This is a genomic window from Streptomyces sp. NBC_00726, assembly GCF_045161735.1.
GTDB lineage: Bacteria > Actinomycetota > Actinomycetes > Streptomycetales > Streptomycetaceae > Streptomyces.
Window position 1 is genome coordinate 4,382,156 of record NZ_CP108983.1, and the last position, 16,849, is coordinate 4,399,004.

A 16,849-nucleotide genomic window follows, 5' to 3' on the forward strand; every position below is an offset into this window, starting at 1 on the left:
CCGACTCCCGCCGCCGCGCGCCGGGTTGCCGTCCCATACTCGTACCCATGACCTTCGCGAGGCGTACCGCCGCCCTGCTCCTGACCGCCGCCGCCCTCACCGGCTGCGGCGAAGTCCGGGCCACTCCCGGCGAAGCGGCACCACCCGCCGCCCCCTCGGCCCTGCCCACCGCCCCCTCGACGCCGCCCGCTGAGCGACCCACCGGGCAGCCCACCGAGCGACCCGCCGGGCAGCCCACCGGCCGGCCCGTCCAGCAGGGCGGCGACGCCAACCCGCACTACGCCGAGAACCACGCCTTCCAGTCCACCCTCGACCTGTCCGACGCGGACCGCGCCCGGGGCGAGGCGGAGGTGAGGCGGGTGAAGCAGGGGCTCGCCGCGCTCGCGGAAGGGGGCGAGTCCACCGAGGACACGGTCTTCCAGGCACTCCAGGCCCTCGGATACCCGGACGGATCGGTCACCACGAGCACCTTCGGCACCCACCGCACCTCCTTCACCGTGTCCCTCGGGACCCTCTGCGTGGACGGCTCGCTGGACGGCGAGGTCAACGGACTCGTCAACGCGGAGGTGCATGGCCGTTACATGGAGGGAACGGGCTGCGTGAAGCCCAGGGGCGGCCACTGACGAGCGGAATGTGGACATCCTGTGGACGTCTCGGGCGTGTCCCCGGCGCCCATTCGGGGGTGGGTCGTATCGCCGCAGGTCACAGCCGTAAAGCGGCCGCCAGGGCTGGGTCCGGAACGAAGCCGTTCACTCTCGGAGAGTAATTATTTCGCGCCGCGGCACCCAGCATCACTTACGAAGGGTTATGGTGGAAACCCCCCCTCGGGCCGGTCCGTAACCCCCCCCCACGGACCGGCCCGTTTTTTGTGCCCGGCGCCGGGCCGGACACGCTCGCTCAGCCCCGCGCGGCCCAGATGTTCGTGCCCTCGGTGTCGACGGCGAAGACGTCGATCTCCTTCAGCTCCTCGGCCGACAGCTCCGGGCCCGCCAGCGCCGCCACGTTCTCCTCCAGCTGCCCCACGCTCGACGCGCCGATCAGGGCGGACGTCATCCGGCTGTCGCGCAGCACCCATGCCAGGGCCAGCTGGGCGAGCGACTGGCCCCGGCGGCGCGCGATGTCGTTCAGCCCGTTCAGCCGGCGCACCACCTCCTGCGACAGCAGGTCCGGGTCGAGCGACTTGCCCTGCGTGGCCCGCGAGCCCTCCGGGATGCCGTTCAGATACTTCCCGGTCAGCAGCCCCTGGGCCAGCGGCACGAAGGAGATGCAGCCCATCCCGGCCGCCTCCAGTGTGTCCAGCAGCCCGTCGTCCTCGGTCCAGCGGTTGATCATCGAGTAGGACGGCTGGTGGATCAGCGCCGGTACGCCCATCTCCCGCAGCAGCCGCGCCGCCTCGGCGGTCTGTGCCGAGTTGTACGAGGACACCCCCGCGTACAGCGCCTTGCCCTGCTGTACGGCGGAGGCCAGCGCCCCCATCGTCTCCTCCAGCGGGGTCTTCGGGTCGAAGCGGTGCGAGTAGAAGATGTCGACGTAATCCAGGCCCATCCGCTTCAGCGAGGCGTCCAGCGACGACAGCAGGTACTTCCGCGAGCCCCACTCCCCGTACGGCCCGGGGTGCATCTCGTACCCCGCCTTGGTCGAGATCAGCAGCTCGTCCCGGTACGGGGCGAAGTCCTGGCGGAAGAGCTTGCCGAAGTTCAGCTCGGCCGAGCCGGCCGGCGGGCCGTAGTTGTTGGCCAGGTCGAAATGGGTCACACCGAGATCGAAGGCGCGGCGCAGGATGGCCCGCTGGGAGCCGAGCGCCCGGTCGTCGCCGAAGTTGTGCCAGAGGCCGAGCGAGACGGCCGGCAGCTTGAGCCCGCTGCGTCCGCTGCGGCGGTACTTCATGGTGTCGTAGCGGGTTGCGGCGGCCTGGTAGGGGGAAGAGGAATCAGTCACGATTCTCTCCTTATCACGGACTTGTGACAGGCCGGGTTGGGTGCGTGCGGGGCCCGCGCAGTAATGTGGCCTGACGGGACTGCCATGACACGGCGGGGCGATCCGCCCCCTTCCAGTGCGGCGATCCGATCCCCAGGGGACGACCCCGGACCCCTGATCCGGGGCCGGCGGGCCCGCATGGAACCGAGAGGTGGACTCAGTGAACTTGCGCGACCTGGTGTACGGGCTCTACGCGCGCCGGGTGGAAGCCCGCCTCGACCACTCCCAGGTGCCCAAGCACATCGGCGTCATCCTCGACGGCAACCGGCGCTGGGCCAAGGCGTCCGGCGGCACGGCGGCCGAGGGCCACCAGGCCGGCGCCGACAAGATCAAGGAGCTCCTCGGCTGGTGCAGCGAGACCGACGTCGAGGTCGTCACGCTCTGGCTGCTCTCCACCGACAACTTCGACCGGCCCGAGTCCGAGCTGACCCCGCTCCTCGGCATCATCGAGAACACCGTGCGCGGCCTGGCCGCGGACGGCCGCTGGCGGGTCCACCACGTCGGCACGCTCGACCTGCTGCCCGCCCACACCCAGACCGTCCTCAAGGAGGCCGAGCAGGCCACCGTCGGGGTCGACGGGATACTCGTCAACGTCGCCGTGGGCTACGGCGGCCGGCAGGAGATCGCCGACGCCGTGCGCTCCCTGCTCCTCGACCACTCCGCCAAGGGCACCTCCTTCGAGGACCTGGCCGAGATCGTCTCCACCGACCTGATCTCCGAGCACCTCTACACGCGCGGCCAGCCCGACCCCGACCTCGTCATCCGCACCAGCGGCGAGCAGCGCCTGTCCGGCTTCATGCTCTGGCAGAGCGCCCACTCCGAGTACTACTTCTGCGAGGTCTTCTGGCCGGCCTTCCGCCGCGTCGACTTCCTGCGGGCCCTGCGCGACTACGCCGCCCGCCACCGGCGCTACGGGGGCTGAGCCCGGCGGGGTCCGCCCCGCCGTTCCCCGGAAGAGATCCGGTCGGCATGGCCGGCCGGGTAAGAGGGCATATCCCTGACAGGCCGGCGCCCGGTCACCAGCCAGGTGGGCGCCGATGACAAGCGGGATGCTCCGCGACGGCCCGCCGTCGCACGCCAGCCTCTTCCGAGGGGGTACGTCCTTCCGTGGTGACCAGCACAAAGCGCCGCCTGCCCGACAGGCGCACCTACGTTCTCGACACCAGCGTCCTGCTGGCCGATCCGAACGCCATGGCCCGTTTCGACGAGCACGAGGTCGTGCTCCCCGTCGTCGTGGTCACGGAACTGGAGGCCAAACGGCACCATCCGGAGCTCGGCTACTTCGCCCGCCAGGCCCTGCGCCTGCTGGACGACCTCCGGGTCCGCCACGGCCGGCTGGACGCGCCGATCCCCCTCGGGGATCTCGGCGGGACGCTCCGCGTCGAGCTCAACCACTCCGATCCCGGCGTCCTTCCCGCCGGCTACCGGTTGGGGGACAACGACTCACGCATCCTCGCGGTCGCGCGCAACCTTCAGGCCGAGGGGTACGACGTCACGGTCGTCTCCAAGGACCTCCCGCTGCGCATCAAGGCGTCATCGGTCGGCCTGCTCGCCGAGGAGTACCGCGCGGAGCTGGCGATCACCGACTCCGGCTGGACGGGCATGGCCGAACTGTCCCTCGCCGCCGACCAGGTGGACCTGCTCTTCGCCGAGGAGACGCTGTACGTCCCCGAGGCCGCCGAGCTGCCCGTGCACACCGGCCTGGTCCTCCAGTCCGAGCGCGGCAAGGCGCTCGGCCGGGTCACCCCCGAGGGCAATGTGCGGCTCGTCCGCGGCGACCGGGAGGCGTTCGGCATCCACGGCCGCAGCGCCGAACAGCGGATCGCCCTGGACCTGCTGCTCGACCAGGAGGTCGGCATCGTCTCGCTGGGCGGCCGGGCCGGCACCGGCAAGTCGGCGCTGGCGCTGTGCGCGGGGCTCGAAGCGGTGCTGGAGCGCGGGCAGCACAAGAAGGTGATGGTCTTCCGCCCGCTGTACGCGGTGGGCGGGCAGGAGCTCGGCTATCTCCCCGGCAGCGAGGCCGAGAAGATGAGCCCCTGGGCGCAGGCCGTCTTCGACACCCTCTCGGCCGTCTCCGGGCGCGAGGTCATCGAGGAGGTGCTGGGGCGCGGGATGCTGGAGATCCTGCCGCTCACCCATATCCGGGGCCGCTCCCTGCACGACGCCTTCGTGATCGTGGACGAGGCCCAGTCGCTCGAACGGAACGTCCTGCTGACCGTGTTGTCCAGGATCGGCACGAATTCCCGGGTCGTCCTCACGCATGACGTGGCCCAGCGGGACAATCTCAGGGTCGGCCGGTACGACGGAGTGGTCGCCGTGGTCGAGAAGCTGAAGGGGCATCCGCTCTTCGCCCATGTGACGCTCACGCGTTCGGAGCGATCCCGCATTGCCGCACTGGTGACCGAAATGCTGGAGGAAGGTCAGATCTGATACGGGTTGGGACGTTGACGCCGCCCGGCGGGCCAAGCAGCCTAGCCGGGCGGCGGCGTGTTGCGGCGCCTTTTCCGTAATTAAGGTCCGCCAAACGAGGTGTGACCTTTCACACTCAGCGGAGAATTGCTTCCCGCGGTCCCGTTCCGGCAGAGTCTTGCTTCCGTCAGGCCCCGCATACGGCACACCGGCACCTCCAGAGGCGCCACGCACCACACAACTCAACAACCGCCGTCCGTATGCCGCCCGCGAGCACCACGCGGCGCTTCCTCCGGGGAGCCGCCCACCGGGCCCGTGCCTTCCCGTGACCCAAGCAGTAGGGAGGCCAGTGCCAGGGGCACGATTGCGCCCGCGAGGTCACCTAAGCGGGCGATGCTGGAAGGACACCGTGTGAGCCGGATTTCGGTCCGGGGGTTCGCCGTGGCATCCGCCACCGCGGTCACCACCGTAGGCGCCGTCGTAGGCGTTGCATCGGGCAGCACCCCTGCTGCCGACGACAACAACTTCGAGGCGACCGCAGCCGACACCACGCTGCTCGCAGACATCCCCGCGGGCCAGCAGGCCCAGGTCCAGACCGCTTCGCTGACGCAGCAGGCCGACGCCCAGGCGTCCGCGGCCGACGCCGCCGCGAAGAAGTCCGCCGAGGAGACCGCCCGCGTCCAGGCCGCCAAGGACGCGAAGTCCAAGAAGCAGGCCGCCGAGGACAAGCTGGAGCGCGAGCGCCAGGCGAAGAAGGACAAGGAAGCCCAGGAGCGCGCAAGCCGCTCCGAGGTCCGCTCCACCTCGTTCGCCGTGCAGAGCTCCTACACCGTGGCCGAGGTCCAGGCCATGGCGCGGCAGATCGTGCCGGCCGACCAGTTCCAGTGCTTCAGCAACATCGTGAACCACGAGTCGAGCTGGAACTACCGGGCGAGCAACCCGGGCTCGGGTGCCTACGGTCTCGTACAGGCCCTCCCCGGCTCCAAGATGGCTTCGGCCGGTGCCGACTGGATGACCAACCCGGCCACCCAGATCAAGTGGGGCCTCAGCTACATGAACAACCGCTACAAGAGCCCCTGCGGTGCCTGGTCCTTCTGGCAGGCCAACCACTGGTACTAGAACCAGGGTTCACCAGCTCAACCTCGTGAGGCCCCCCGCCGTCCTTCGGTGGGGGGCCTCACGCGTGTACGGTCGTGCGGAACGCTCCCGGGGGAGCGGTGGGGAGAGCGGACGGGGGTAGAGGAAGCGTTATGTCGAAACTGCCGGGGTGGCTCGGACAAGTGGGCGCCGAACTGAGCAGGCTGAGCGAGCGCCTTGACGAACGACGGGCCGAGACGGAGGCCGACGACCCCCTGCCCGCCGACGCGGACCCGCACGCGCGGGTCCCGGCGGAGCCGGGGAAGGACGAGTCGGCCCACGTCGACCAGGTGCCCGCCCCGCCCAGCTACGCGCCCACCGTGGCCGCGCGGCCCGATCCGGTCGCGGCGATCCCGTGGGGGATGCGGGTCGCGGCCGAGGCGGGCTGGCGGCTGCTGGTGCTGGCGGGGACCCTGTGGGTGCTGATGCGGGTCATCAGCGCCGTACAGCTGGTCGTGCTGGCCTTCGTCGCCGCGCTGCTCGTCACCGCGCTGCTCCAGCCGACCGTGGCCCGGCTGCGGCGCTACGGGCTGCCGAGGGGCCTGGCGACCGCCGTCACCGCGATCTCCGGCTTCGTCATCATGGGCCTGGTCGGCTGGTTCGTGGTGTGGCAGGTCATGGACAACATCGACACCCTGTCCGACAAGGTGACGAAGGGGATCGACGACCTCAAGAACTGGCTGCTGGACAGCCCGTTCCATGTGACCGACAAACAGATCAACGACATCGCCAAGAACCTCAGCGACACCGTCGGCACCAACACCGAGGCGATCACCACCGCGGGGCTCCAGGGCGTCACCGTGGTCGTGGAGTTCATGACCGGCGCGCTGCTCGCGATGTTCTCGACGCTCTTCCTGCTCTACGACGGCGCGCGCATCTGGCAGTGGGTGCTCAAGCTGGTGCCCGCGCAGGCGAGGCCCGGGGTCGCCGGAGCCGGTCCGCGCGCCTGGCGGACGCTGACCGCCTATGTGCGCGGCACGGTCATCGTGGCCCTGATCGACGCGATCTTCATCGGGCTCGGAATCTACTTCCTCGACGTGCCGATGGCGGTGCCGCTGGCCGTCTTCATCTTCCTGTTCGCCTTCATCCCGCTCGTCGGCGCGGTGGTCTCCGGGGCGCTGGCGGTGGTCGTCGCGCTCGTCACGGAGGGCGTGTTCACCGCGCTGATGGTGCTGGCCGTGGTCCTCGCCGTGCAGCAGATCGAGGGCCATGTCCTCCAGCCGTTCATCCTGGGCCGGGCGGTGCGGGTGCACCCGCTGGCCGTGGTCCTCTCGGTCGCGGCGGGCGGCATGATCGCCGGGATCGGCGGTGCGGTGGTGGCGGTGCCGCTGGTCGCGGTGACCAATACGGTGGTCGGCTATCTGCGCAGTTACGGGCAGGAGGAGTCGCGCCGCCACTCGCCGCCCCCGCACGGGTCGACCGCGCTGGACGCGGCGCCCACCCCGGCCGCCGCAAGCCCGCCGGGCAGGGGTGGGGACGAGCCGTCACCGGACGCCTCGTAGCGCGTACGCACAGGAAGAAGGGCCCCTCGGACGGTCGGTCGTCCTCGGGGCCCTTCCCGTATTCAGAGTACGGTGCCTACTCGGCGAGCACGCCCTCGGCGTCGAGGGTCACACCCACCGCCTGGATCACCGAGGCGATCTTGACGGCTTCCTGGACGGTCTCGCGGTCCACGCCGGCCTTGCGGAGCACCTGCTCGTGCGAGTCGAGGCACTGGCCGCAGCCGTTGATCGCGGAGACGGCCAGCGACCACAGCTCGAAGTCGACCTTCTCCACGCCCGGCTTGCCGATGACGTTCATCCGCAGGCCCGCGCGCAGGTTCCCGTACTCGGGGTCCGAGAGCAGGTGGCGGGTGCGGTAGAAGACGTTGTTCATCGCCATGATGGCGGCGGCCGACTTCGCGGCGGTGTACGCCTCCGCGGAGAGGTTGGCCTTCGCCTCCGGCTCCAGCTCGCGCAGCACCTTCGGCGAGCGCGAGGCGATCGCGCAGGCCAGGACGGTGCCCCAGAGCTGCTGCTGAGGGAGCTCGCTGTTGCCGATGACCGAACCGAGGTTCAGCTTCAGGTCCTTGGCGAAGTCCGGTATGGCGGACTTCAGTTCATCGAGAGCCATGTCGGTATCAGCTCACTCGCCCGAGAGGAGCGCGACCGGGTCCAGGGTGTTCTCGCCCTTGGTCCAGTTGCACGGGCACAGCTCGTCGGTCTGGAGGGCGTCGAGGACCCGCAGGACCTCCTTGGGGTTACGGCCCACGGAACCGGCGGTCACCATCGTGAACTGGATCTCGTTGTTCTGGTCCACGATGAAGACGGCGCGCTGCGCGAAGCCGTCCTCGCCCTCGATGCCGAGGTCACGCATGAGCTCGTGCTTGGAGTCGGCCAGCATCGGGAAGGGCAGGTCGGTGAGGTCCGGGTGGTCCTTGCGCCAGGCGTGGTGCACGAACTCGGAGTCGCCGGAGAAGCCGAGGACCTGGGCGTCACGGTCGGCGAACTCGTCGTTCAGCTTCCCGAAGGCGGCGATCTCGGTGGGGCACACGAAGGTGAAGTCCTTCGGCCACGCGAAGACGATCTTCCACTGACCCTCGTAGGTCTTGTGGTTGATCTGCTCGAACTCCTTGCCGCTCTCCAGCGACACACAGGCGGTCAGGTCGAACTCGGGGAACTTGTCACCGACAGTGAGCACGCGCTCTCCTTGCAGCGTAGGTTCTCCCTTTTTGAGGGAGTTCCTGGGGGTTGGACGATCTCCACCTTGGCACAGAGTGCATTGATCGCGGAAATAGCTACACTCGGTCGTGATGATCGGAGGTGCCTATCAGTGGCGCAGAGTAATCCGGGCAACCGGCTCAAACAGCCCAGCCTCTCGCAGCTGCGCGCCTTCGCGGCCGTCGCCGAGTATCTGCACTTCCGGGACGCGGCAGCCGCAATCGGGATGAGTCAGCCCGCGCTCTCCGGGGCGGTGTCCGCGCTGGAGGAGGCACTGGGTGCCCAGCTCATCGAGCGTACGACGCGCAAGGTGCTGCTCTCGCCCGCCGGGGAACGGCTCGCGGTCCGGGCGCGCGTCGTGCTCGACGCCGTCGGCGAGCTGATGGAGGAGGCCGAGGCGGTCCGCGCCCCCTTCACCGGAGTGCTCAGGCTCGGCGTGATCCCGACCGTCGCCCCGTATCTGCTGCCGGCCGTGCTGCGGCTGGTCCACGAGCGCTATCCGGCCCTCGACCTCCAGGTGCACGAGGAGCAGACCTCCTCGCTGATCGAGGGACTGGGCGCCGGACGGCTCGACCTGCTGCTGCTCGCCGTGCCCCTCGGTGTCCCCGGCGTCAGCGAGCTGCCGCTGTTCGACGAGGACTTCGTGCTCGTGATGGACCGCGGCCACCCGCTCGGCGGGCGCGCCGACATCCCCCGCGACGCGCTCCGGAGGCTCCCGCTGCTGCTCCTGGACGAGGGGCACTGCCTGCGCGACCAGGCCCTCGACATCTGCCGCGAGGCCGGCCGTACGGAGGGCGCCCCGGTCACCACGACCGCGGCCGGGCTCTCCACACTGGTGCAGCTGGTCGCCGGGGGCCTTGGGGTCACGCTGCTGCCGCGCACCGCGGTCACCGTCGAGACCGCCCGCAACGAGGCGCTGACCACGGGGTATTTCGCGGACCCGGCGCCGACGCGGCGGGTGGCGCTGGCGATGCGGACCGGGGCGGCGCGGCAGGAGGAGTTCGAGGAGCTGGCGGCGGCGCTGCGCGAGACGATGCGGGCGCTGCCGGTACGCGTGACGGGCGGCCGGGCCTGACTCGTACGGCCGTACGAACCGGGCCCGGCCGCCCGCGAGGTGAGGGCTACTCGCTGCGCAGCCCGTCCGGGCGCATCATGCGCCACAGCGGCGGCAGGGACAGCAGCGTGACCAGCAGGATGAGCGCCCCGCCCGCTCCCGCGAGCGGCAGGAACACCAGCCAGTCATCGACCGGCTTGTCGACCATCCAGCACAGCGTCGCGCCCAGCGAGAGGCCGCCGGCCACCGCCACCGCGAGCCCGATGACCACCGGCAGCGCGGTCTGCCAGAGCACCGACCAGGCGAGGGTGGCCCGCCGGGTGCCGAAGGCGACCAGGACCGAGAGCAGCCGCTTGCGCTCGCGCAGCTGTTCCAGCTGGGAGACCAGCATGGAGGCCGCGATCAGCAGCAGCGTGACCGTGGCGCCGACCTGGAGGCCGGTCTGGATGCTGGCGTACTGGCGGTCGCGTGAGACGGACGTCAGGGTGACCAGTCGCATGCCGGGGTCGATGCGGGCCGCCGTGTTGCGTACGTACTCGGCGGCGTCCGGGACGCTCTCGTCGATGCGGATCTGCGAGACGGTCGTCGCCCCCGGCAGGGTGGTCGCGTCGATCGCCCCGGGGGTCACCATGATCCCCCAGCGGTCCTCGCCGACCGGGTCCTTGCGGCTGACCACGGTCTTCGCGTCGGCGGGCAGCGTCCAGCGCAGCTTCCTGCCGCTCTCCGACTCGAACTCGACCTCCTTGCCCTTGCGGGCGGTCTTGTCCATCCAGCCGGCCATGTCCTTGTCGTTCCTGGGGTGCACGACGAACGAGTCGCCGTCCTCGCAGGAGTCGATGCGGGCGACCTCGCGCAGGGTGGCGCAGTCACCGACGTTCAGCGAGGTGGTGGGCTGGATGTCGTCCTCGGCGTACTTCCCCGGCTTGGTGACGTACGCCTCGACCATGCCGATGACCTGGGTGACGCCCTTGGTGGCGCGGAACTCCTTGATGGTCTCCACGGCGGCGTTGCCGTTGACCTTCTCCGACACGGCGTAGAACTGGGCGCGGGTGGGGTCCTGCCCGGTGGCCTTGTTGAAGTCGGCGTTCATCGAGGCGAACAGCATCTGCACGGCCACCGCGCCGGCCACCGCCACGGTGACGCCGCTGACGGCACGGGAGGCGGTCCCGCTGCTCAGCTGGAGCCTGCGGGTGGCGAGCTGCCAGGGCACCGGGCCGCCGCGCAGCCGGTTCACGCACGCCTCGACCAGCCAGGGCAGCAGCAGGGCGAGTCCGACGAGGACCAGGACCGCGCCGGTGGTGATCGAGTAGGGGTCGACTTCCTTGTACTCGCCGGTCGGGCGGGTGAGTACGAGCACGCCGAGTCCGGCGAGCGGCAGCAGCAGCCGCCACCACAGCCGGCGCTTGCGGGTCCGGTTGTTGCGTACGACCCCGAGCGGCTCGATGACCACCGAGCGCATCGCGGACAGCGTGACCAGCACCGCGGTCAGCGGGACGGCGACCGCGATGAGCAGGCACAGCCGCAGGTCGGGGGCGAGGTCCGAGGGGAAGGCGCTGACGTCCCAGACCTCGATGTGGCTCACGAACCGCCGCCCCACCAGGAAGAGGGCGAGGCCGATGAGCAGACCGAGCGCGGAGCCGAACAGGGCCTCGCCCGCCGCGATTCGCCGGGTCGACCTGATGTCCGTACCGACCAGGCGCAGCGCGGCCAGCCGGCGGTCGCGGCGGTCGCCGCCGAAGCGCACGGCGGTGGCGATGAAGATGGCGACGGGCGCGAGCAGCACCACGCAGACCATGATCACCAGCACCACGAGCAGCGGGGCGAGCGGCGGGGTCGGCTCGGGGTCGCCGTAGCCGGTGACGCGGTGGCCGCCCGTGCTCGGGGTCAGGGTGTCGCTGCCGGCGTAGAACATCAGCTCGTTGGGTGAGCGCAGTCCGCCGTCGGCGATGGTGCCGGTGATCTTGTACGGGTAACGCTCCTTGAGCAGGGCGTTGTCCGGGTCGTTCAGCAGGTCCTCGAGAGCGGGGGAGACGATCATCTCGCCGCCCGCGGGCATGGCGTCGATGCCCGGCGGGAGCACCGGGTGGCCGCCCTCCGCGCGCATCAGATAGCCGGTGATGCTGCGGTCGTGGTACTCGGTGTCGGCCCCGATCCGCAGGACCGAGGTGTCGGACTTCTTGCCCTGCGCGTCCGGGTTCTCGGAGATCCTGGTCTCGCTGCGCGCCGTGTCGCGGTCGTTGCGCGCGTCGAGCGCGTGCGGCACCGAGGCGGCGAGGAACAGCAGCGTGACGCCGAGGCCGACGCCGATCGCGGTGAGCATCGTGCGGGTCCAGCCCTCGCGCCCGCCGGCGGCGGCGAACCGGACGCCGAGCGCGAGATCGCGCAGCCAGGGCGCGGTGCGCGATGCGCGGGCCGGCGGCGGAGTGGGCGCGGGGGCCGGGGTCCGCTTCTCGTCCAGGAGCGTCATACGGCGTGCTCCAGGTCACGGGCCCGGCCGTCGCGCACGGTGACGTCGCGGTCGGAGTAGGCGGCGACGCGGGCCTCGTGGGTCACCAGGACCACCGCGACGTTGGAGGAGCGGGCGGCGTCGGTGAGCAGCTGCATGACCCGCTCGCCGTTGAGGGAGTCCAGTGCGCCGGTCGGCTCGTCCGCGAAGATCACCTTCGGGGACGCGGCGAGCGCGCGGGCCACGGCGACGCGCTGGCCCTGGCCGCCGGAGACCTCGCCGGGGCGCTTGGCGCCGATGTCCTCGACCTCCAGGCGCTCCATCCAGGAGCGGGCGGTGCGCTCGGCGTCCTTGCGGCGGGTGCCGGCCAGCCGGAGCGGCAGGGCGACGTTCTCCACGCAGGTGAGCTCGGGCACGAGCTGGCCGAACTGGAAGACGAACCCGAAGTCGCTGCGGCGCAGGGCGCTGCGCTCCGCGTCGGACATGGCGGACAGCTCGCGGCCGTCGTAGGTGATGGTGCCGGAGTCCGGGGTGATGATCCCGGCCAGGCAGTGCAGCAGCGTGGACTTGCCGGAGCCGGACGGGCCCATCACGGCGACGACCTCGCCGGGGTGGACGGAGAACGAGGCGCCGTCGAGCGCGGGGGTCGAGCCGTAGGTCTTGTGCAGGTCGTGCGCGGAGAGCAGGGAGCCGGCGGGGGTCACGGGGCCACCACTTTCTGGAGCTGGCCGAGGCGGGCGGCGGTCAGTTCCAGCCAGCGCAGATCGGCTTCGAGATGGAACAGGGCGTGGTCGCAGATCAGCTGATCGGCGAGGTCGCCCCGTCGCTTGCGGTCGGTGAGTATGCGCATCAGGCGCAGGTGTTCGGAGCGCTGGGCGTCCAGCACGTCGGCCGCGTTGCGGCCGGTGAGCATGGCCAGGACGACCTTGGTGTACAGGGTCGACTGGAGGTACGGCTCCGGCTTCTCGGGCTGCGCGAGCCAGGAAGCGACATCGGTGATGCCGGCGTCCGTGATCGCGTAACGCTTGCGCTCGGGGCCACCCCCGCTCTCCACGCCGTCGACCTCGACAAGGCCGTTCTTCAGCAGCCGGGACATGGTCGAGTAGACCTGCCCGTAGTGCAGGGGGCGGTCGTGCCCGAACTTCTCGTCGAACGTCCGCTTGAGATCGTAACCGTGGCGTGGGCCGGACTCCAGGAGCCCGAGCAGGGTGTGGCCGATAGACATGCGGAGCACTCTACATGGTGTGTATACCTGCCGTGTATACGCGGGGGGTACATCCGAACGGCGCAGGTGAAAGGGGGTGGGGGCAAGCGGCAGGCAGGCGAAAGGCCCGCCCCTGGCGGGACGGGCCTCGGGTCCTACTCTTCGCCCGGCGGCTCCGGCGTGGGCTCCGATACGGGCTTCGGGGGGCGGCCCCGGCGGGGGATGGGGGCCGCGCCGCCCGGCAGCCGGCCCGCCTCGGCGAGCGCCCGGCGCAGCAGGAATTCGATCTGCGCGTTCGCGCTGCGCAGCTCGTCCGACGCCCAGCGGGCCAGCGCGTCGTGCACGGCGGGGTCCAGCCGCAGCAGCATCTGCTTGCGCTGTCGCGGCCGGGCGCGGGGCGCTTCCCGCGCTTCCCCCGGGCTCTCCCCGGTCACTGGTAGAGCGTGCCCGTATTGAGGACCGGCTGGGCGGCGCGGTCACCGCACAGGACCACCATCAGATTGCTCACCATGGACGCCTTCCGCTCCGAGTCCAGCTCCACGATGTCCTGCTCGGCGATCCGGGTCAGCGCCATCTCGACCATGCCGACCGCGCCCTCGACGATCTGCTGCCGGGCCGCCACGACCGCGCCGGCCTGCTGGCGCTGGAGCATCGCGGAGGCGATCTCGGGGGCGTACGCGAGGTGGCTGAAGCGCGACTCGATGATCCGCACGCCCGCGGCCTGCACCCGGGCGGTCAGCTCGACGGCCAGTTTCTCGGTGATCTCCTCGGCGTTGCCCCGCAGCGACAGGCCGCCCTCCTCGTGGGCGTCGTACGGGTACTCCAGGGCGATGTGGCGGACGGCGGACTCGGTCTGGGTGGCCACGAACTCCAGGAAGTCGTCCACCTCGAAGAGCGCCTGGGCGGTGTCCTCGACCTTCCACACGACGATCGCGGCGAGCTCGATCGGGTTGCCGTAGGCGTCGTTGACCTTGAGGACGGCGGTCTCGTGGTTGCGGACCCGGGTGGAGATCTTGCGGCTGGAGGTCAGCGGGTTCACCCAGCGCAGTCCGTCGGTGCGGATGGTGCCCACGTACCGGCCGAACAGCTGGATCACCCGAGCCTCGCCCGGTGCGACCATCTTCACACCGCCCATGCAGAAGAACGAGGCGATGGCGAGCAGGACGCCGAGGATGCAGAGCGGGATGCCCACGGCGTTGTTCCCGTTCGAGCCGATGACGCCCCCGACGATGGCGAGGGCGATGCCGGCGATCACCCCGAGCACGGTCAGCAGCAGGCCGAGGCCGCCGCCGATGCTGTGCGCCTTCATCTCCCGGACCTGCGGTTCCGGCATCTCGGGCGCGTCCGGGGCGAGTCCGGCGGACGGCTGGGCGGCGGTGGTGGGATGGTGCGGATCGGTCATGGTGGCCCCCGTCATGGTCAGCTAGCCGGTCGCTAGCAATGTGATTACACATTAACGGTTTTCGCAACCTTGCGCACCCCTCGGGAGTCGGTTCCATCGAAGACGGGTGCTGATTCTCACGTCGGTGAAACCTCGGATCGTCGGCTTTTCGGCCTTGCCGACGGTGTTAGCTGGCAGGTCCGGGTTGAATCGGCGGAGCAGAGCAGAGAAACGGGAGCGACCAAGCGATGGGTCGAGCGGAAGCGCGACGAGCCCAGCGGCGGGCTGCGAAGAGCGGCGGTATACGCGGGCTCTTCACCTGGCGCAAACTACTGGGCACCGCCCTCGGGGTGATCCTGCTGGGCATGGGCGCCTTCGCCGTGCTCTACATGCTCGTGGACGTGCCCGAGGGCAATCCCAAGGCGGAGATGCAGGCGAACGTCTACAAGTACGCCGACGGGACCCTGCTGGCCAGGACCGGCGCGGTCAACCGCGAGATCGTGAGCCTCGCCGAGGTGCCCAAGGAGGTGCAGGACACCTTCGTCGCCGCCGAGAACAAGTCCTTCTACAAGGACCACGGCGTCGACTTCAAGGGCACCGCGCGCGGTCTGCTCAACACGCTGTCCGGCAAGGGCAAGCAGGGTGGCTCGACCATCACGCAGCAGTACGTCAAGAACTACTACCTGGACCAGGACCAGACGGTCAGCCGGAAGCTCAAAGAGCTGGTCATCTCGCTGAAGCTGGACCAGAAGAAGTCCAAGAAGGAAATCCTCGCCGGGTACATCAACACCAGCTACTACGGCCGCGGTGCCTACGGAATCCAGGCCGCCGCGCAGGCGTACTACGGCGTGGACGCCAAGGACCTGGACGTCTCGCAGGGCGCCTACCTCGCCGCGCTGCTCCAGGCGCCGAGCCAGTACGACTGGGCCGTCGCCGGTCCGAACGGCAAGCGGCTCGTCAAGGCGCGCTGGGCGTACACCCTGGACAACATGGTCGAGGAGGGCTGGCTCGACTCCGGCAAGCGGCAGGGGCTGACGTTCCCCAAGCCGCACGACCCCAAGCCGCTGAATGGGACGGCCGGCCAGAAGGGCTACATCGTCCAGGCGGCCCGCGAGGCCGTGATCAAGCAGGCGGGCATCACCGACGACCAGTTCGACCTCGGCGGCTGGACGATCACCGTCAACATCGACAAGAAGAAGCAGCAGCAGCTGGAGAAGTCGGTCGAGGCCAAGCTGCTCGACAAGCTGGACACCAAGAAGCGCAAGCTCGACAAGGACATCCAGGCGGGCGCCGCCTCGGTCGACCCGAAGACCGGCGCGGTCCTCGCCCTGTACGGCGGACGCGGCCAGAGCGAGCACTGGATCTCGAACGCCGGGCGCAGGGACTACCAGCCCGCGTCCACCTTCAAACCGGTCATCCTCGCCTCCGCCCTGGACAACGAGTCGAAGACGCAGGACGACGAGAAGATCACCGCGAGCACCCGCTACGACGGCACCAGCAAGCGCCCGGTCGTCGGCGGTGACCGGTACTTCGCGCCGGAGAACGAGGACGACCACAACTACGGTCAGATCACCGTCCAGACCGCGATGAACGCGTCCGTCAACTCCGTCTTCGCGCAGATGGGCGTGGACGTCGGCATGGACAAGGTGCTGGCGACCGCGGGCAAGCTCGGCATGAACGTGAAGGACCTGGAGGCCGCACCCGCGATGACCCTCGGCTCCATGGGCGCCAGCCCGCTGGAGATGGCCGGGGTCTACGCCACGCTCGACAACCACGGCAGGCAGGTCACCCCGCAGATCGTGAAGTCGGCCGCGCACCAGGGCGACTCCCCGCTGAAGATGCCCGACGCGATCGGCGACCAGGTGATCTCCCGCCAGGCGGCGGACTCCGTGACGTCCGTGCTGACCGGCGTGGTCGACGACGGTACGGCCCGCGGCTCGGTCCGCAACGCGGAGGGGCTCTCCGACAAGGACATCGCCGGCAAGACCGGTACCTCCGACGACAACAAGTCGGCCTGGTTCACCGGCTACACCCCCGACCTGGTCACCTCGGTCGGCCTGTTCGGCGAGGCGGCCTTCGACCGCACCGGCGACGACGGCAAGAAGATCAAGAAGAGCGCGCAGGTGACCCTCCAGGGCGCCGGCGGCGGAGGCCGCGTCAACGGTGGCGGCTTCCCGGCCGAGATCTGGGCCGACTACATGGGCCACTCCGTCGGCAAGGCCCGCGAGTTCGACCTCGACACGGACATGGGCGCCGCGGTCAGCCCGCCGCCCGAGTCCCACTCGCCGAGCCCCAGCATCTCGCCCTCCGACGACCCGACGCCCTCGGACTCGCCGACCACCCGGCCGCCGTCCTCCGAGCCGCCGCCGGTCAGCGAGTCCCCGCAGAGCTCCCCGCCCGCCTCGCCCACGGGCGGCCCGACGAGCGAACCGCCGCCGGACCCGTCGACCAACCCGGACCCGGACCCCTCGTCCACCGTGGAGCTCCCGGACATCACGGGGGACCGGCGGCCGGACAACAGCGACGAGCGGTGACCGGATGA

General features: G+C 70.3%; 15 protein-coding genes. 7 read left to right on the plus strand and 8 right to left on the minus strand.

What is annotated here, in order from left to right; translation table 11 throughout:
- Positions 1 to 47 precede the first annotated feature (47 nt).
- Complete coding sequence (locus OG338_RS19770; RefSeq protein ID WP_405938591.1) at positions 48 to 623, plus strand: hypothetical protein; 576 nt, start codon at positions 48 to 50, stop codon at positions 621 to 623.
- Positions 624 to 897: 274 nt separating this feature from the next.
- Here the strand turns inward: OG338_RS19770 and mgrA are convergent, their stop codons facing one another.
- The gene (gene mgrA / locus OG338_RS19775; RefSeq protein ID WP_405938592.1) at positions 898 to 1,938 is read right to left on the minus strand and encodes an L-glyceraldehyde 3-phosphate reductase; all 1,041 of its coding nucleotides are present in this window, start codon (positions 1,936 to 1,938) and stop codon (positions 898 to 900) included.
- 199 nt (positions 1,939 to 2,137) lie between these two features.
- On the opposite strand from mgrA, the gene OG338_RS19780 reads away from it, so the two are divergent.
- The 4 genes from OG338_RS19780 (at position 2,138) to OG338_RS19795 (ending at position 7,025) form a co-directional block, all read left to right on the plus strand.
- Entirely contained in the window at positions 2,138 to 2,899 is a 762-nt protein-coding gene (locus OG338_RS19780; protein ID WP_018100938.1) for an isoprenyl transferase, read from the plus strand.
- A gap of 185 nt (positions 2,900 to 3,084) precedes the next feature.
- Positions 3,085 to 4,407: a PhoH family protein gene (locus OG338_RS19785; RefSeq protein ID WP_405938593.1), complete on the plus strand. Its 1,323-nt coding sequence runs from the start codon at positions 3,085 to 3,087 to the stop codon at positions 4,405 to 4,407.
- Positions 4,408 to 4,797: 390 nt separating this feature from the next.
- Entirely contained in the window at positions 4,798 to 5,505 is a 708-nt protein-coding gene (locus OG338_RS19790) for a transglycosylase SLT domain-containing protein (RefSeq protein WP_405938594.1), read from the plus strand.
- A gap of 131 nt (positions 5,506 to 5,636) precedes the next feature.
- The gene (locus OG338_RS19795) at positions 5,637 to 7,025 is read left to right on the plus strand and encodes an AI-2E family transporter (protein WP_405938595.1); all 1,389 of its coding nucleotides are present in this window, start codon (positions 5,637 to 5,639) and stop codon (positions 7,023 to 7,025) included.
- 76 nt (positions 7,026 to 7,101) lie between these two features.
- On the opposite strand, the gene OG338_RS19800 is transcribed toward OG338_RS19795, so the two are convergent.
- Positions 7,102 to 7,635, minus strand: coding sequence for an alkyl hydroperoxide reductase (locus tag OG338_RS19800; RefSeq protein ID WP_405938596.1), 534 nt, complete (start codon positions 7,633 to 7,635; stop codon positions 7,102 to 7,104).
- A gap of 12 nt (positions 7,636 to 7,647) precedes the next feature.
- Positions 7,648 to 8,202 (minus strand): peroxiredoxin, encoded by a 555-nt coding sequence (locus OG338_RS19805; RefSeq protein WP_014154322.1) that lies wholly within the window; start codon positions 8,200 to 8,202, stop codon positions 7,648 to 7,650.
- 132 nt (positions 8,203 to 8,334) lie between these two features.
- Between OG338_RS19805 and OG338_RS19810 the strand changes: the two genes are divergently transcribed.
- Positions 8,335 to 9,297, plus strand: coding sequence for a hydrogen peroxide-inducible genes activator (locus OG338_RS19810; protein WP_405938597.1), 963 nt, complete (start codon positions 8,335 to 8,337; stop codon positions 9,295 to 9,297).
- 46 nt (positions 9,298 to 9,343) lie between these two features.
- On the opposite strand, the gene OG338_RS19815 is transcribed toward OG338_RS19810, so the two are convergent.
- The 5 genes from OG338_RS19815 to OG338_RS19835 form a co-directional block, all read right to left on the minus strand.
- Positions 9,344 to 11,743 (minus strand): ABC transporter permease, encoded by a 2,400-nt coding sequence (locus tag OG338_RS19815; protein ID WP_405938598.1) that lies wholly within the window; start codon positions 11,741 to 11,743, stop codon positions 9,344 to 9,346.
- Entirely contained in the window at positions 11,740 to 12,426 is a 687-nt protein-coding gene (locus tag OG338_RS19820; protein ID WP_405938599.1) for an ABC transporter ATP-binding protein, read from the minus strand. The genes OG338_RS19815 and OG338_RS19820 overlap by 4 nt, the downstream gene beginning before the upstream one ends.
- Positions 12,423 to 12,947: a PadR family transcriptional regulator gene (locus OG338_RS19825; protein ID WP_073964203.1), complete on the minus strand. Its 525-nt coding sequence runs from the start codon at positions 12,945 to 12,947 to the stop codon at positions 12,423 to 12,425. Before OG338_RS19825 ends, OG338_RS19820 begins: the two co-directional genes overlap by 4 nt.
- A 134-nt stretch (positions 12,948 to 13,081) precedes the next feature.
- A complete protein-coding gene (locus OG338_RS19830) occupies positions 13,082 to 13,360 on the minus strand; it encodes a hypothetical protein (protein WP_405938600.1) in 279 nt (92 codons plus the stop codon).
- Positions 13,357 to 14,328, minus strand: coding sequence for an SPFH domain-containing protein (locus OG338_RS19835; RefSeq protein ID WP_405938601.1), 972 nt, complete (start codon positions 14,326 to 14,328; stop codon positions 13,357 to 13,359). The genes OG338_RS19830 and OG338_RS19835 overlap by 4 nt, the downstream gene beginning before the upstream one ends.
- A 227-nt stretch (positions 14,329 to 14,555) precedes the next feature.
- On the opposite strand from OG338_RS19835, the gene OG338_RS19840 reads away from it, so the two are divergent.
- The gene (locus OG338_RS19840) at positions 14,556 to 16,841 is read left to right on the plus strand and encodes a transglycosylase domain-containing protein (protein ID WP_405938602.1); all 2,286 of its coding nucleotides are present in this window, start codon (positions 14,556 to 14,558) and stop codon (positions 16,839 to 16,841) included.
- Positions 16,842 to 16,849 lie beyond the last annotated feature (8 nt).